Annotated in this window: 14 protein-coding genes; 7 read left to right on the top strand and 7 right to left on the bottom strand. The window is 58.8% G+C overall.

What is annotated here, in order from left to right; all coding sequences use genetic code 11:
* Nucleotides 1–238 precede the first annotated feature (238 nt).
* The 3 genes from phaC to LRP30_RS37070 form a co-directional block, all read right to left on the bottom strand.
* Nucleotides 239–2,029, bottom strand: a complete 1,791-nt coding sequence (gene phaC, locus LRP30_RS37060) for a class I poly(R)-hydroxyalkanoic acid synthase (RefSeq protein WP_249758002.1) — start codon at nucleotides 2,027–2,029, stop codon at nucleotides 239–241.
* A 212-nt stretch (nucleotides 2,030–2,241) separates the two neighbouring features.
* Complete coding sequence (locus tag LRP30_RS37065; RefSeq protein ID WP_249758003.1) at nucleotides 2,242–2,478, bottom strand: PilZ domain-containing protein; 237 nt, start codon at nucleotides 2,476–2,478, stop codon at nucleotides 2,242–2,244.
* A gap of 1,133 nt (nucleotides 2,479–3,611) precedes the next feature.
* The gene (locus tag LRP30_RS37070) at nucleotides 3,612–4,652 is read right to left on the bottom strand and encodes an IS110 family transposase (protein ID WP_249758004.1); all 1,041 of its coding nucleotides are present in this window, start codon (nucleotides 4,650–4,652) and stop codon (nucleotides 3,612–3,614) included.
* Between the two features lie 157 nt (nucleotides 4,653–4,809).
* Between LRP30_RS37070 and LRP30_RS37075 the strand changes: the two genes are divergently transcribed.
* Nucleotides 4,810–6,249, top strand: coding sequence for an IS1182 family transposase (locus LRP30_RS37075; RefSeq protein WP_249761917.1), 1,440 nt, complete (start codon nucleotides 4,810–4,812; stop codon nucleotides 6,247–6,249).
* Nucleotides 6,250–6,362: 113 nt separating this feature from the next.
* Here LRP30_RS37075 and LRP30_RS37080 read toward each other — a convergent pair whose 3' ends face one another.
* Nucleotides 6,363–6,566 carry a hypothetical protein gene (locus LRP30_RS37080; protein WP_249758005.1) on the bottom strand — a complete coding sequence of 68 codons (204 nt, stop codon included), beginning with the start codon at nucleotides 6,564–6,566 and terminating at the stop codon, nucleotides 6,363–6,365.
* A gap of 197 nt (nucleotides 6,567–6,763) precedes the next feature.
* Between LRP30_RS37080 and istA the strand changes: the two genes are divergently transcribed.
* Nucleotides 6,764–8,302: an IS21 family transposase gene (gene istA, locus LRP30_RS37085; RefSeq protein ID WP_249758006.1), complete on the top strand. Its 1,539-nt coding sequence runs from the start codon at nucleotides 6,764–6,766 to the stop codon at nucleotides 8,300–8,302.
* Between the two features lie 15 nt (nucleotides 8,303–8,317).
* Nucleotides 8,318–9,061, top strand: coding sequence for an IS21-like element helper ATPase IstB (gene istB / locus LRP30_RS37090; RefSeq protein WP_249758007.1), 744 nt, complete (start codon nucleotides 8,318–8,320; stop codon nucleotides 9,059–9,061).
* Nucleotides 9,062–9,305: 244 nt separating this feature from the next.
* On the opposite strand, the gene LRP30_RS37095 is transcribed toward istB, so the two are convergent.
* The 3 genes from LRP30_RS37095 to LRP30_RS37105 form a co-directional block, all read right to left on the bottom strand.
* Entirely contained in the window at nucleotides 9,306–9,680 is a 375-nt protein-coding gene (locus LRP30_RS37095; protein ID WP_249758008.1) for a hypothetical protein, read from the bottom strand.
* Nucleotides 9,677–10,297, bottom strand: coding sequence for a hypothetical protein (locus tag LRP30_RS37100; protein ID WP_249758009.1), 621 nt, complete (start codon nucleotides 10,295–10,297; stop codon nucleotides 9,677–9,679). The genes LRP30_RS37095 and LRP30_RS37100 overlap by 4 nt, the downstream gene beginning before the upstream one ends.
* Nucleotides 10,298–10,646: 349 nt before the next feature.
* The gene (locus LRP30_RS37105) at nucleotides 10,647–10,835 is read right to left on the bottom strand and encodes a SemiSWEET family transporter (protein WP_346016190.1); all 189 of its coding nucleotides are present in this window, start codon (nucleotides 10,833–10,835) and stop codon (nucleotides 10,647–10,649) included.
* Between the two features lie 465 nt (nucleotides 10,836–11,300).
* On the opposite strand from LRP30_RS37105, the gene LRP30_RS37110 reads away from it, so the two are divergent.
* The 4 genes from LRP30_RS37110 to LRP30_RS37125 all read left to right on the top strand — a co-directional run bounded on the left by LRP30_RS37110 (nucleotide 11,301) and on the right by LRP30_RS37125 (nucleotide 15,402).
* Complete coding sequence (locus LRP30_RS37110; protein ID WP_249758010.1) at nucleotides 11,301–11,672, top strand: hypothetical protein; 372 nt, start codon at nucleotides 11,301–11,303, stop codon at nucleotides 11,670–11,672.
* Between the two features lie 125 nt (nucleotides 11,673–11,797).
* Nucleotides 11,798–12,427, top strand: a complete 630-nt coding sequence (locus tag LRP30_RS37115) for a TerC family protein (protein ID WP_249758011.1) — start codon at nucleotides 11,798–11,800, stop codon at nucleotides 12,425–12,427.
* Nucleotides 12,428–12,617: 190 nt separating this feature from the next.
* Nucleotides 12,618–14,123: a CHASE3 domain-containing protein gene (locus tag LRP30_RS37120; RefSeq protein WP_249758012.1), complete on the top strand. Its 1,506-nt coding sequence runs from the start codon at nucleotides 12,618–12,620 to the stop codon at nucleotides 14,121–14,123.
* Between the two features lie 979 nt (nucleotides 14,124–15,102).
* Nucleotides 15,103–15,402: a DUF1330 domain-containing protein gene (locus LRP30_RS37125; RefSeq protein WP_249758013.1), complete on the top strand. Its 300-nt coding sequence runs from the start codon at nucleotides 15,103–15,105 to the stop codon at nucleotides 15,400–15,402.
* The last annotated feature ends 450 nt before the right edge of the window (nucleotides 15,403–15,852 follow it).

The raw sequence follows: 15,852 nt of genomic DNA on the forward strand, positions 1-15,852 counted from the left end.
CGAGTGAAGTCAGGTGTTGACTTGGTCGGACGCCGCTCCAGCGAGGCAGGCGACCAGGCGTTCATATCTATCGCTGTCCTCCGTTTACAACATAGCCAACGCGCAATGGCGCATCCGGAGGCCCGACATGGGAAGCGCCAGCATGGCCGGTCAGTTCGGCCGATGGTGCTCACAATCCGAACTCGAGATAGCTGGCGGCCTTTTGGAGGGCGGCGAGGCAGATCACTTCCGCCGCAACCTACAAGGCCATCGATCTCACGCGGACGTAGGAACCGGGCGCGTTTTCGATAATCGGCAACCCACCGCTGCCCGGGTCGCGAGCCGGAACGCGGCCTTCGTCAAATTGGGTCATCCATTCGTCCCAAAGCAGCCACCACGACCGTTGACAAGGCGCAGCGTTGACGAACCATTCGTCTGGACTGGGCGGCAAATCGTCGTTCACCCAATGCCCGTATTTGGTGCCTGGTGGGCTGATGACGCCAGCCATATGGCCAGCATCGGATAAAACGAACTTGACCGGTCCGGAGTACAAGCGTGTCGCCGCATAGGTCGATTTCCACGGCGCGATGTGGTCTTCGCGGGTTGCCAGAATGAAACTCGGAGTCCTGACCTTCGACAGATCTATCGGCGTATCCGCCAACGTGATCCCACCGGGTTTTGTCAGGAGATTTTCGTGATACATCCTGCGCAAGTAGAACGAATGCATCGCCGCGGGCATGCGGGTCGAATCGGAGTTCCAAAACAAAAGATCACCGGGCATTTGCTTCTTGCCGAGCAGATAATTGCTAACGACAAACGACCAGATCAGGTCATTGGCGCGCAACATGTTGAACGTCGTCGCCATTTGATGCGCTTCCAGATATCCATGCTGGCGCATCCGTCTTTCGAGATATGCCAATTGCTCTTCGTCTATGAAGACGGCCATATCCCCAACTTCGGTAAAATCGACGAGCGTCGCGAAATAGGTGACGCTTGTAATCCGGTCCTCGCCCTTCGCGACCAAATATGCCAGCGTCGAGGCGAGCAGTGTTCCGCCGAGGCAATAGCCGATCGCGTTGACGCTATGCTCTCCGGTCGCAGACTCGATAGCATCGAGGGCCGCCAAGGGGCCCTCGAGCATGTAGTTTTCGAAGGTCTTTTCAGCGTGCTGCTTGTCGGGGTTTACCCAGGAGATGACGAGAACAGTATGTCCCTGATCGACGGCCCATTTTATGAAAGAGTTTTTCGGCTGCAGATCGAGAACATAGAACTTGTTGATCCACGGCGGCACGATGAGGAGTGGCCGCCTGCGGACCTCTCGTGTCGACGGCGTATATTGGATTAGTTGCATGAGCTCGTTTTGATAGATCACTTTTCCGGGAGTCATTGCGATGTTTTCGCCGAGGCGGAAAGCCTTCATGTCGGTCATCGTGATCGCAAGACGGCCTTTGCCGCGCTCCAGATCGGCAAGAAGGTTCTCCAAACCGCGCAGCAGGTTCTGTCCGCCCGACGCCAAGGTTGCGGTGAGGACCTCCGGATTGGTAGCGACGAAATTGGAAGGGGACAGGGCGTCAACCAGCTGGCGGGTATAGAAGTCGACCTTGCGGGCAGAGGCATCGTCCATGCCTTTGACTTCGCGGATTGCAGAAAGAACCGACGCTGCTGCAACAAGATAACTGTCTTTCACAAAGCTAAAGACAGCATTCTCGCTCCACTCCGGATGCTTGAACCGTTTATCTTTTGGGGTATCGGCCTCGCGTGCACGCAGCATGAGTAGGCGTACCGCGGTTTTCTGCCAGATACCTACCATGTTGTGGAATAGGCCGATCTGCGCGCGTGCGACCACCGCCGGGTCGGTCATCATCCTCGTCATGAACTCGAAAAAATCAAACCCAAGCATTGACCATTCGCCCACGCCGAACTTAATCGCGTCAGCCTCATGAGGCGTGAAGTGCCGCATCAATACTTGGGTTTGTTTCGTGATGTCACGCAGTTGCGCTGCAAGGGCAATCGGATCCCAGATGGGCTGCTCCATCCACTTCTCGGCCATAAGTCTTTCCTCCTGACAGGCCTGACCAGAGCCGTTTTGGGTAGCTTCCAAAAAAACAACACCTCACCGCATGCGGTTGGTGACACGCGCGTCGGCAGGTAGGGTTGATTGGTTATGTTAAAGCCGGGTTTCTGTGCACCAGCCCCTGGTCGTCGCCGGCGCGCCTATGGCCCTAAGAACTTCCACCTGCATCCGCATGAGCTGGTGGCGTGTCAATAGAATGCGACGGCGATACGCTTGTCTTTACGCCAGACCACTGCACACCGGCGCAGGTCACCGTCCGGAATGATGGTCAGCGCGAAGTCGTCGGGAATCTTTCCATCTCCAACAATATCCAGGGCGGCACCGTATGCGGAGATGCTGCGAATCACGCAATCTGCTTTCGAACGGCCGAAGCTGATTGAGCCTGACTTTGGGATGCGTGTCGAATGAGAACCTTTCTGCTCCATAATTTTTCTCCGAGTAAAGGGTTCACACCGTAGAGCGCAAATCGATTGTCAATCGGGCCCCTTGCCACCAAAACGAGTTTGTCAAAATCTGGGATGCCGATCCAATCTCAAGCCCCGAGTCAAATAAATGCCATTAAAATATCATATTAAATGTTTAAATTAAACCAAAAAGATGGACAGAATATTAATTGAACGCTTGGAGGTTGAATGAGCGCCAGGCAAGGGCTTGCGTTTGCTAGAATTTAGCGCCGATTGTTTTTGGTGCTCATCAAAGCGCCTACCCCATTGGCATTTGATCCAAGCGAACTTTAAATCGCTCATACAGCTGCTGGCTGTTTATTTCGATCCCACGGGGCCGCGTTGCATTTGCTGGTTTCGGCGGCCGGCGACGGGGGCCGACGTGGGTCGGCCATTGCTGACACCGCGCTTACACGAATACGGCGTAGGCAGAGATCCCGCGGGAGGAGCCGAGGGCATGCTGGTCACCCAGGGCGGACGGTTCGGCGCCTAGCCACACTTGCATTCAACAGCGGGGCGGCATCGGCCGGGGGCCGCACCAGCGTGCTCAAGGTCGATGGCAAGGTCGTCGCCCCGCACGGTTCCGATTGTCTTGCAATAGGACGAGACCTTTGACGTCGGCGCCGACACCGGTACCCCGGTCGACGACAAGAATTAGGCAGGTGCCGATGAAGTTCGCCGGCAAGCGCAACAAGCTGACGCTCATGATCGACCGACCGAAGCTGACGGCAGAGGAAGTTAAGAAGGTGCAGATGGTAGGGCGGAATAACCGAATGAGCGAATAGCGCCTCCGCAGTCGTCGACGGAGATCGGCCACGCTAATGAGGGCGGCCGATCTGACTATTTTATCAAACGGCTAACTTCCGGAATTGGCCCAGGCCGTTCTCTAATTCCGGGCGTGAGGTCAAGCTCTCCTTGAACATCCTTGCCGGGTCCATGGTTCTCTCCGCGGTAGGGGCGTGCCCTCCGCATGATGGCGTAAGATGACGTTAGCGGATCAATGTGTGAAGCGCGCTTTGCCATTTCGAGCACCGCAAAGCCAGGGGCGATCTCACCAACGCCAGCGTCCCGGCAGGGACGTTCGCTCCCGCTGTTCGGCGGGAACTCGTTATCCTTTATGCAGGCTGATCAGCAGCATCCTTTGATGACCATTTAAATTCGGTACCATCGATCCACATCCGATGCAGAATGACAGCAAGTTTTCGGGCAACTGCAACCTTGGCTTTGCGTAGCCCGCTTCGTTTCGCAAGCCGAATGCCCCATCCTTTGAGTGCTGACCATTTTGCTACGCGTGTGAGCAGCACATTGGCCGCCTCGTAGAGGTAACTTCGCAGCATCTTATCGCCGCATTTCGAGATTCGGCCCGTCCAGTCAATTTCGCCGGATGCGTATCGGCGGGTCGTTAGTCCTGCGTAGGCTCCGACGCTTCGTGATCTCTTGAAGCGAGCGGGGTCATCGATCGTCGCAAGGAAGCAAAGGGCCGTGACCGGGCCGATGCCAGGAGCCGTCATGAACCGTCGCACCTGAGCATTGTTGCGAGCAAGCCGCAGCACCTTGCGGTCAAGGACCACAATCTGTTGCTCGACGGCCTCGCGTGCCTTCAGCAATGGATCTACCGCGGCAAAAAGCTCTGACCGATCCTCGGCCAACTGCGCGGCACGCACAGCAAACATATTCATCTTTGCTCGTCCGATGACAAGCCCAAGATTCTTGAGGAGCCCCCGGATTTGATTTTCGATATCCCGCTTGATCTTGACGAGCAGAGCTCGACTGACAAGAAGGGCTTTGGTCGCGTGACTATCGAGATCCTTGACGCAAACCTTCTTGTACCAACCACATTGCATGATACGCGCTATGCCAGCAGCGTCATTTCGGTCGCTCTTATTGATCTGCATCTTCAGAACCGCCTTCGCATGCCTGGCGTCAATGCAGATAACGGGTAACCCGATCTTATTCAGCTCGGTCCACAGCCATGTCGACGTTGCTCCGGTCTCGAGTCCAATCCGAACGACGTGTGACGTGTGCAATTTGATGAACGTCGCGATCGCCTCCGGGTCAGACGTAACCACCCCTTCGCGCTCGATTTTTCCTGTCCGATCGACGATGCAGATCGAAGTCAGTTTCAGTGACACGTCTAGTCCGACATAGCGCTCCATTACCTCTCTCCGTCATTGCAAGGCCCTGAGGTAGGCCTCATCGAGTCCTGGAGAGCTGATTCCCAGAGCCTGAGTATGGCTCCGAGCCCGGAATTACCCCATGTGTGAAAACGCTGGGCTGCTGTTATGATTCTCCTGTGATTCTTTGGGGGAATCGATGAGGCGCTTCGTTGAAGAGGCGGATCGTGGGCAGCGGACGCTGTTGCCTGAATGCCTCGATGATTTCATTGACGAGAACAACCCTGTTCGCGCGATCGACGAGTTTGTCGATGCGCTTGATCTGGCCGAGATGTGCTTCGGCGGAGTTGCGCCGGCGGCGACTGGCCGGCCGTCGTATCACCCCTCGGTTCTCCTGAAGCTTTACATCTACGGCTATCTGAACCGGGTACAGTCAAGCCGGCGGCTGGAACGAGAGGCTGGACGGAACATCGAGGTGATGTGGCTGCTGGGTCGGCTTGCTCCTGATCACAAGACGATCGCGGACTTCCGCAAGGACAACAGCGTCGGGCTGCGTAAGGTCTGTGCGCGTTTTGTCGAGCTCTGCCGCGGGATGGGTCTTCTCACGACGGCGAGCGTCGCCATCGATGGGAGCAAGTTCAAGGCCGTGAACAACCGGGACAGGAACTTCACGCGCGCGAAGGTGGAGCGGCGGCGTGCTCAGTTGGAGGAGAGCGTCGCGCGCTATTTGGGCCAACTTGACACGGCCGACCGACAGCAGCCGAGCGAGGCGCTGGCGGCGAAGGTGACGAGGCTTACCGAGAAGCTGACGAAGCTGAAGGGGGAGATGGGCAAGCTTGCTGCCTATGAGAAGCAGATGCTTGCTTCGCCGGATCAGCAAATCTCCCTGACCGATCCGGATAGCCGTTCGATGGCAACCAGTGGCCGCGGATCCGGCGTTGTCGGCTACAATGTCCAAGTCGCCGTCGATACCGACAATCACCTGATCATCGCGCATGAGGTGACGAACAGCGGCTCAGATCGGGCACAACTTGCCAATATGGCCAGGCAGGCGAAGGCTGTTCTGAAGGCTGAGACGCTCGAGGCCGTTGCCGATCGCGGCTACTTCAGCAGCCCGGAGATCCTCGCCTGCCACGAGGCCGGCATCACGGTAACTCTGCCTAAGCCGATGACTTCGGGCGCCAAGTCGGACGGACGCTTCGGTAAGCAGGACTTTGTCTATTTGCCGGAGGAAGACGCCTATCGTTGTCCGGCCGGGGAGCGATTGCCGTATCGCTATACAAACGAAGAAGCCGACAAGATGCTGCGGCGATACTGGACCAGCGCCTGTAAGAATTGCTCGATCAAACCCCAGTGTACGCCCGGGTCAGAGCGACGGATCACGCGATGGGAGCACGAGGATCTGCTCGACGCCGTGCAGCAGCGGCTCGATGCGAACCCGCTCGCTATGCGCCTTCGTCGCGAGACTGTCGAGCACCCGTTCGGCACGATGAAGGCACGCATGGGAGCAACGCACTTCCTGACCAAAACCCTCCCAAAGGTAGCCGCCGAGATGGCCCTCTCGGTTCTGGCCTACAATCTGACCCGAGCAATGAATATCCTCGGGATCAGGCCGCTGATCGCCGCGATCGCGGCCTGAGACCGGACCAGTTTTGGCTTCAAGACTGATGATCCTGTAAGGCCGTTTTTACACGGCCAAGACCCAGAACGGCCATTTGCGCAGCCTCGAAGTCCTCCTTTTCAAGTATCCCATTACTTCGGCGCACCGCGGAGCGAGGCCGGATGACCTGGCAGTTGCAGTTTGTTGCCAGTGTCGGTGACTTGCGTCCCGTTTATCCTCATGATCGACATGTTGCTATCGAGGAAGTTTCCGATATAGGCGTAGTTGCCGTCCGGCGAAAAGGCGACGCCCTCGGCAAGCCCGCCGACCTCGATCTCGTCGCTTACTTTCGTCACCTGCGCGTTCCAGCCGATCGTGATCACCGATTCCAGGCCATCGTGATCACGCGTTCCAGAGCATCGTGATCACCATTTCCAGCCGATCGTGATCGCTATTTCCAGTGATCGCGATCGGGGGGCAACCAGGAGGCGTCCACCGCTGACAGTCTGCAACCTGGCTACCTTGGTCTTTTGCCTAACCGCAGAGGATCGGGATGCCGACCGAGAGACTGTCCATGCGCCACATTCGTGAAGTTCTACGCCTGCACTACAGCGTCGGCATGTCGCAACGCGCCGTTGCCCGCAGCCTCGGCCTGGCCCAAGGCACGGTCAGCAAGTACCTGAACCGAACCCGCCGCGCCGGCCTGACCTGGCCGTTGCCGCCGGAGCTGGATGACGATGTCCGGCTCGAGAACCGCCTATATCCGCCACCATCCGATCGGCCCAGCGACGAGCGTCCGCAGCCGGATTGGGCGCTGGTGCATCGCGAGCTGCGGCGCTCAAACGTCACGCTGATGCTGTTGTGGGAGGAGTATTGCGACGCAAACTCCGACAGCTTCAGCTACTCGTGGTTCTGTGAACGCTACAAGGAATGGGCCGGCCGCCTCAAGCCGCCCCTGCGCCAGGTTCATGTCGCCGGCGAGAAGCTGTTCGTTGATTATTCCGGCCACACCATGGAGGTGGTTGACGGGCTCAGCGGTGAGGTGCGGAGCGCGCAGATCTTCGTCGCCGTGCTCGGCGCCTCGAACTACACCTACGCCGAGGCCAGCCTCAGCCAGAGCCTGCCGGACTGGATCGCCTCGCACGTTCGGGCGTTTGCCTATTTCGGCGGCGTGGCCCGGCAGACGGTGAGCGACAACCTGAAGGCCGGCATCACCCGGGCCTGCTTTCATGAGCCGATGGTCAACCGGACCTATGCCGATCTCGCCCGCCATTACCGCACCGCCATCGTCCCGGCGCGGCCGTATCGGCCGCGCGACAAGGCCAAGGTCGAAGTCGGCGTCCAAATCGTCGGACGATGGATTCTGGCGCGCCTGCGCAACCACCGCTTCTTCTCGCTTGCCGCCCTCAACGAGGCGATCCGTGTGCTTCTCGCCGATCTCAACAATCGACCGCTGCGCAGCTGGGGACGAAGTCGGCGCGACCTGTTCGAGGAGCTCGATCGTCCGGCGCTCACCCCCTTGCCGGATGAACCGTACGAGTATGCCGAGTGGAAGCGCTGCCGGGTCAATCTCGACTATCATGTCGAGATCGCCAAACATTACTACAGCGTTCCTCACAACCTCGTGCATCAGGAGGTCGAGGCTCGGATCACCGCGCGAACGGTCGAGATTTTCCTGCGCGGCAAGCGCATCGCCTCGCACCTGCGCAGCACGCTGCCGCATCGCCCAACGACGATTTCCGAGCATATGCCGAGCTCGCATCGCCGCTATCGTGACTGGACCCACGAGCGTATTCGTTCCGAAGCCGCCAAGGTCGGCCCCGACGCCGACACTCTGATCGACGTCATCCTGCGGTCGCGGCCGCATCCGGAACAGGGCTTCCGCTCCGCCATCGGCATTCTCGGGCTGGTCAAGCGCTACGGCCAGGAACGCATCGACGCCGCCTGCGCCCGTGCCCTCCTGATCAACGCCCGTTCGTACAAATCGGTCGCCGCCATCCTCAAGAACGGCACTGACAGAACCGCTCCGCCCGCCGAGGAGGCGCCCATCCTCTTCCACGCCAACATCCGTGGCCGCAGTTACTACAATTGATCAGGAGAGATCAGCATGCTCATTCACCCTACCGTCGATCGCTTGCGCGCCCTCGGCCTCGCCGCCATGGCCGATACCCTCGTCGAACTGCAGAACAATCCCGAGGCGGCCGGGATGCCGCATCCCGATTGGCTCGGCCTCCTCGTCGATCGCGAGGTCACCGCCCGTGACAACCGCCGCCTCACGCGCCGCTTGACCAGTGCCAAGCTCCGCCAGGCGGCCGCCATCGAGAATGTCGATTATCGCACCGCCCGCGGCCTTGACCGTTCGCTCTTCCAGACCCTCGCCACCTGCCAATGGATCCGTGATGCCAACCACCTGGTCATCGTCGGCCCAACCGGCACCGGCAAGTCCTGGCTTGCCTGCGCGCTCGGCAACAAGGCTTGCCGCGACGGCTTCTCCGTCCTCTACAAGAGGGCATCTCGCCTGTTCGCCGATCTCGCCCAGGCGCGCGGCGAAGGCCGTCTGGCGCGCCTGATCGCCGCTCTGGAGCGCGTCAATCTCCTCATTCTCGACGACTGGGGACCCGAACCGCTCACCGCCGACCAGCGGCGCGACCTGCTCGAGATTGTCGATGATCGCTACGACAAGGGGTCGTTGTTGATCACAAGTCAGGTCCCCGTGTCGCAATGGCACGACGTCATTGCCGACCCCACTCTTGGCGATGCGATATTGGACCGCATCATTCACAATGCGCATCGCCTTGAGCTCAAGGGCGACAGCCTGCGCCGTCAGGCCGGCGAAAAGAAAAAACCGTGAGCGCCTCGCGCACGATCGCCCCGCCGGCCCACAGGCCCCTCCCGCGCGCGTCGCTACGTCGCTCGTGGGGGCACTCCGCGCCGCGCACGGGGCCCTCCCATGGACCGCCGGGACGATCTCCAAGCCAGCCCAACCACCCTTGACGAGGAGACTATTTCCAGCACACTTAAACCTGTCAGTCGTGTTCGTCTCCTGTGATCACGATCATCTGGAATCCGTGATCGCCATCGTCTGGAACACCTGATCACCATTCCTGGAATGCGCACGTCACCTTCTTGTCATTGATCTTCAGCACCACGGCCGCGCCTGCTTTGCGTGAGAAGAACGCTTTCTTATCGGAGTTGCCACCGACGAGAATTGCAAGCGCTAAGTCGCCCTTTGGGCTAATGGCAAAGCCTTCCGGCGCATCGCCCACGACGATGTGGTCAATGACGCGCGGCGGATTTTGCTCAAGGTCGATGACGCTCACCGTATCGACATTGCCATCGGCGTAGCCGCCTCCCCCGTTGTTGGCGACGAGCGCGACCTTGCCGTTCGGTACGATGTCGACGTTATACGGGAAAACGCCGGTCGGCATATCGTACTTCTCGTAGAGGACCTTTTGACCGTCGATCTTCAAGAACGCGACCTTGTTGACGACCGGCTTAACAGCCAGTCCCTTGGTGCCGTCCGCCAGATTGCGACATGCGCGACGCTATCGCCCATCGCAATCGTGTCTGTGACCTTCACCTCCTTGCCGGAGATGCTGAGGACGCTGACCGAATTGTCGGCGCGGTTCGTGACGAGTGCCAGGTCACCTTTCTTGCTGATATCAAGCCCCGATGGCTGCCTGCCGACGTTGACGGTGCCGATGTGCTTACGCGGGCTCGCCTTCAAGTCGAAGATGTAGACTTTGTCGTCCGGCACCGGCTTCCAGCTCTCGCCATCCTTTATCTGCGTCACTGAGTTAGCGACCAGCGCGATCTCACCGCTTGGATGCACGGCAAGATTGGTAGGCGGCCCAAAAATGCTGTTCTCGAGTGCAATGCTCGTCAGGATCTTCGGGTTCTCACGGTCGCCGATATCGATGAAGGAGATCGTATCCTTGCCGGGCGGCAGGTAGATCGTCTTGCCGGCGTCGTCCCACAAGACCTTCTCGTCGTTGCCGGACACGAGAATCTGTGCGCCACCGGTCATCGGCAGCGCAAGGAAGGCCGCACAGACGAGCACAGCGATACTTAAATGCCTCTGCTTCATGATTCCCTCCTTCCTTGCGGGTGTGGACCTGTCTTGTGTCCCTAGCGAGCCTGATTGGCGCCCGAAGCTGACAGTTCGGTAATCAGGATGCGCTCCGCTGCGCCGTACCGGCAAGCCAAATTGGAAATGGCGGCGGAGGAGCGCCGTCTTAGTCGTCAACTATATTGGATTATCTGGTGTTCCTGGCTAGAGAACCAGTACTGGTCCACCCAATTTTGAATTTGCGGTATCACCACGTCGGCATGGGGATGTCGGCAATTGGCCCGAAGGCAAGATGTGGGAAATCAACATTGACTTCGCTTCTTGAGGAAAGAGCGGACGCAAGTTGGACAAGATGCAGTGATGAAATTCAGGACCGGTGGAGATCCCGGAGCTTGCAGCCGAGTACAGTCCCTGCCAGCCCCGCACCGACGACGTTCGCGGCAATTATGACCCAGTCGCATCGAATGAGCCCGTACACCAACCAGAGACTCAGCCCCATCGTCAACGCAATGAGCATTTTCAGCCATAGATCTCGTGTTGATCCACGAGCCGGCATGTGACTCGATGCTATCGAACGGGTCCACACTCAGCGGAACAAGCAGGCGGATCGGCCGGAGTTCACGCACGTTCCAGTAGAAAGATTGATGCGCGTGCGCGCCAAACGGATCATGGTCATGTTGCCGCGCGGCCAAAACGCGCGCGACCATCAGTAGCATTGTGTTTCTGATTGCATACGGTCGTCTTTTAAGCGGTGAAATCTATCGGTCGTGGGTGCGCTCTCGAGAGAGGCCAGCACATGATTGAGCTTTGGAACAAGTGGTATGAGACCTTGGCCTCCGTCGAGGGGCTCGCAGCCGTTGTCATTGTTGCCGTAACGACCGCTGGCGTTCTTACGTTGATTGAGGGTCGCCGGCATAGGACAACAAAACATTGGTTGGAGAGGCGGAAAACGGCCAAGTAGACCGGGTAGTTCAACGAGTAGATGGCTCCTACATAAAGCGCTCGTATGCAGGAGGATCAAATGATCGCTTCTCATGCAAGTTGGAACAGGAATGCTCCTTGGCGGGACACATTCTGCTTATTCGCGTTGTTGAGCATCCTGGTCGCGACTCCCGCCCTCTTTATGATACTCCTGCTGGATTCCCAACTCGTCTTACCAGCGCTCAGTCTTCTATTTTTCTCAGACGCGATGATCACCGCGCTCTTGGCCTGGGCAAAGCCAGAACATGTAACGTCAGAACATGTTACGCTCTGGGATATCGCAGGTGCATTCACCATGATGTGTTGCGCCGCAGCGGTTTTTGGCGAACCAGATCAAGTCGCAATGCTTTTCGGGGCGCCGGTCGGACAACATTCGGACGCCGTTTTGGGAGGTCGTCACCTGGCGCCCTGATTGCCGGCGACGTCGGACTAGAGTTGAATTGGCCGCTCTGTTTTGGATGGTAACGGTCAATCCATAAGAACGTATGCGACCATCGCTCGGAGTTGCCATTTGCCTGGCATCGGGGACCATGATCCGTGTTAGATTTTCTCAATACGGATGTTCTTAGCGTACTCTTGCAGGTCGTTCTAATCGACCTTGTGCTCGCCGGCGATAATGCCATCGTCATCGGTCTTGCCGCAGCGGGACTTCCTCAGGCCCAACGAAGCAAGGCGATTTTGATCGGTATAGTCGCCGCGACGATACTGCGCCTTCTGTTAGCCGGGATAGCGACGCAGATCCTGCAGATCGTCGGCCTCCCGCTCGCTGGCGGGATCCTGTTATTGTGGGTATGCTGGAAAATGTGGCGAGAGTTGCGCACGTCCCCCACGGGCCCCACCGATAGGAAAGGGGCAATTGGAGCAATCCCAGAAAGCAAACCTCGTAAAACACTCATCCAAGCGAGTTGGCAAATTATCGTTGCCGACGCTTCCATGTCTCTCGACAATGTTCTGGCCGTCGCAGGGGCTGCGCGGGAGCATCCAGTGGTCCTGATTTTCGGCTTGGGCCTTTCCATCGCGATGATGGGAATGGCCGCTTCTTTCATTGCCCGCCTTCTGGAGACTCATCGCTGGATTGCTTACGTCGGTCTGGCCGTCATTCTCTACGTGGCACTTGAGATGATCTTTCGCGGAACATTGGATGTCATGAAGGTCGCGTCGATATGACGGCCCTGTTGTGTCCGACGGCACGCCAAAATTTCCCCGTTGCCCGACGAGACACTGACTGCGCTCCACTCCGGAGGCTGCGCCGCTTTGCCCCGTCACGGTCCCATACCAATTCTTGCGAATGCCATCGCTTGGGAGCAATCTCGACCTAGCTGTCTGGTCGGTCGCGGACTTCGGCCTTGAGGGTCAGGTGCCCCAGTTTTCGAGTTTACTGATTTTGCACAAATTGATGGCGGCATTTGCCGCCGTGGTAGCAGTCATATTCGTGAGCGGCGCAATCGTCTACGACAGACTTAGCGTGATCGAAGAGGCCAAAAACCGGCGGGTCCATACCACTGACGTGTTGGACACGCTAGAGGCGGCAGTGGCCGCAGCGCTGGATCAACAAACTAGTCTGCGCGGCTATTTGATCAGCGGCGACGAGAAATTCTTGGACCCGTACCGCAGAGGCAGCGCCAACTTCAGCGCGGCAATCCGAAAATTAAGAGAACAGACTTCGGATAACCCAGACCAGCAAAGTCGTCTAGATGAATTGAACAAGCTAGCGATGACGTGGCGCGTCGAGACCGCCGAGCGGGAGATCGCGCTGATGGCGGATCCCACGACTCGGGAGCAGGCGCGCACGTTGGAGGGGGCGACCGGCAAAGCTGCCATGGACGCAATCCGCGCCAAGGCGAGCGAAATCGAGAAGGTTGAGCGCGATCTGTTGGCAAGGCGTGACGCCGTACAGAAGTTGGCATATGCTACTGCATACACGGCAACCGTGATGGGCGCCGCAGCCTCGCTCATGATCGCAGTGTTGATGGGCATACTACTCACACGCGCGATCGCGCGGCCGATCACACGCATGACCGGGGCTATGGCGGCGCTTGCCAAGGGAGACACGAGCATCGACGTGCCCGGAATTGATCGGCGTGACGAAATCGGCGCGATGGCGGCCGCGGTCAATGTTTTCAAGAAAGGCATTGTCGAACGCCAAAAGACACAGGTCGAGCTCGCTCATGTCAGTCGCGTAGCCACAATGGGGCAGCTGACGGCCTCGATTGCCCATGAGATCAATCAGCCGATCTCGGCTGTGCTTACTAACGCCGACGCCGCCTTGAACTGGCTCGCCGCGGACCCGCCAAACCTGGACAAGGGCCGCGAGTCCCTCCACCACATTGTCACAGATTGCCAACGAGCTGGCGACATCGTCCACCGGATCCGCGCTATGGTCAGGAAAGCGCCGGTGCCCAAAAGTCGGCTCGACGTCAACGCAGCCGTTCTGGACGTCATCGCCATGGTCCGGAGCGAGGCAGTGAGGCATGGAATCTCGGTACAGATGCAACTCGCTGAGGACCTGCCGCAAATCGAAGGTGAGCGCATTCAGCTGCAGCAAGTGCTCCTTAATCTAATCCTCAATGCCGTGGAAGCCATGAACAGCCTTGAGGACGGCAAGCGGGAGTTGCAGATCAGTACCGAAAGGGATGTTGCAGGCGGCGTGCTCGTCGCTGTACGGGATTCGGGCCCGGGGCTCGAGCCGACGAGTGCGGAACGTGTTTTCGACGCGTTTTACACGACCAAGCCTAACGGCCTAGGCATGGGGCTTGCCATCTGCCGGTCGATCATTGCGGCTCATGGCGGACGGTTGTGGGTCACCGTGAATAAACCGCGGGGCGCCGTCTTCCAGTTTACCCTCGCTCCCCTCCAGGACTAGACGACGCCACTAGCCCTTGCGCGGCTGCTGAGTTTTGCGGCCGATGTTCGGGATGCGCGAGATGGGCCCGAGGCCTCTAGCGGACTACAGGTGCAGCAGCATGGCGTTGCCGATCGCTGGCCCGATGACATGCGGCTGTGGGAACTGTTTGCGCGTCTGTGCCCCGCGCAGGGCACCGACTAGGCTGCAGTGTTAGTCAGACCGTCCATTGTTTATCCAGCGAGGAGAGTGGTGCCGATCTCGACTTAAAATCATGGCGCGAGAACCGGTTTCATATGAGTCCCGGCCCGGACCGTAGTGGGTATAAATCGTTTGAGTTGAGTGTTACGCTGTCTAGCGGTCATCTGCTGGTCCCGCGTTTCGTTCGCGCGACCCCGATGGGCAGCTCACGCGACTTGTCGTCTGTCGGGCGAACAGCGAGAAGTTCTGCAAAACCCACGCGCTGGTGGGCGATTATTGGCTTGAATACTAGGCAGGCTTGGCAGAGGGGATGAGGTGCTCGACGGCAAGCTCGCTGCGTTGATCGAGTCATGGCGACGCAAGTATCGTGCCTAAAGGATGTTCGGGTCGACGACCGCTTCTGGCCCAACTCGGATTCCGCTATGGCGCCGCTATCAGGGGTACAGCGGCCGTCGTACGCGCCCGATTTGGCTCGGGATTACGATGCCACTTGAGCCTTCGCCCGGCTAGCCGTTCCCCCGCCCCGCGGACCGGGTTTACCGCGATTTACGCATGAGGCTCGCCCCGGAGTAGCCCACGACGGTATGCACCGGTAGCCGTCTAAGAGAAATCAAAGTGGGGAAACGAGACCGCCAGATATTCTCAAGGCGGGCCGTCGCGCGAACTTGCCCCGCGCTGCCTTGCTGGGAGGACCCAAAGAACATTCAATGGGTCCTCGCGGCCTTCCCTTTTGAGCAGAAGCCCGTTTAGGGCCGATCCGTGATAGGGTTCTATCGGGACACCATGCGGGAGAGCGGCCATGCCGAAGGCTTACGTGATCGCTGAGCACGTCATCACCGAGCCCGCCGTATTCGAGGAGTACCGGGTCAAGGTCGGGCCGATGATCGAAAAATATGGCGGGCGGTATCTGACCAAGGGCGGCGCGCATCAATTCCCCGAAGGCGGTCACTGGGAGCCGGATCGCGTGGTCATCATCGAGTCCCCCAACAAGCAATCGCTCGACGCGTGGTACAACTCGCCAGAATATCAGCCGCTCGTAAAATTACGCAAAGAGAGCACGAGTGATCTCGATATGCTGATCACGCTTGAGGACGTGTAGCCTACACGGCTTAACGGTGAGATTTGTTCCCATGCTCGGTATTGGGGACGATTGACGGTGAGCGCTCCTCTAATTTCCGGAGCCGTTCGATCTGCGTTTTAAGCCTCTCCGGTTGGTCCGGCTCAGGCTTTAGCGCGGCGCGCAATTTCTCGCCGATTTCTTTAGCAATTGCTCGGCTGTGTTCGTGGTCTATGTCGATGCGGCGGGGCACAACGGACCTCCGTGCCTACCCCTTTTTCGCAGCTCTCCGCCTGCGAGCACGGCTGCCCTCTACTGGTGGAACCGGAGACCGCCGCTTTTGGCTATCTACGCGAGCGCTTGCACTGAGCATAGCGGGTCGGTGGCCGCGACCTTTGGCTATCCCGCGATCTGCGCCGTGTTAGGACCGGCGAGCGACGGCCTCGTGTTCTGCCAAAGCCTTGACGGGCGCTTTCGTTCCTTTGGGATCGC

Source organism: Bradyrhizobium sp. C-145, assembly GCF_023375135.1.
GTDB classification, from domain to species: domain Bacteria; phylum Pseudomonadota; class Alphaproteobacteria; order Rhizobiales; family Xanthobacteraceae; genus Bradyrhizobium; species Bradyrhizobium zhanjiangense.

Coding starts and splice junctions, on each gene's coding strand:
- phaC (WP_249758002.1), bottom strand. CDS start 2,029: ATGGCCGAGAAGTGGATGGAGCAGCCCATCTGGGATCCGATTGCCCTT.
- LRP30_RS37065 (WP_249758003.1), bottom strand. CDS start 2,478: ATGGAGCAGAAAGGTTCTCATTCGACACGCATCCCAAAGTCAGGCTCA.
- LRP30_RS37070 (WP_249758004.1), bottom strand. CDS start 4,652: ATGGAGCGCTATGTCGGACTAGACGTGTCACTGAAACTGACTTCGATC.
- LRP30_RS37075 (WP_249761917.1), top strand. CDS start 4,810: ATGAGGCGCTTCGTTGAAGAGGCGGATCGTGGGCAGCGGACGCTGTTG.
- istA (WP_249758006.1), top strand. CDS start 6,764: ATGCCGACCGAGAGACTGTCCATGCGCCACATTCGTGAAGTTCTACGC.
- istB (WP_249758007.1), top strand. CDS start 8,318: ATGCTCATTCACCCTACCGTCGATCGCTTGCGCGCCCTCGGCCTCGCC.
- LRP30_RS37100 (WP_249758009.1), bottom strand. CDS start 10,297: ATGAAGCAGAGGCATTTAAGTATCGCTGTGCTCGTCTGTGCGGCCTTC.
- LRP30_RS37105 (WP_346016190.1), bottom strand. CDS start 10,835: ATGCCGGCTCGTGGATCAACACGAGATCTATGGCTGAAAATGCTCATT.
- LRP30_RS37110 (WP_249758010.1), top strand. CDS start 11,301: ATGATCGCTTCTCATGCAAGTTGGAACAGGAATGCTCCTTGGCGGGAC.
- LRP30_RS37125 (WP_249758013.1), top strand. CDS start 15,103: ATGCCGAAGGCTTACGTGATCGCTGAGCACGTCATCACCGAGCCCGCC.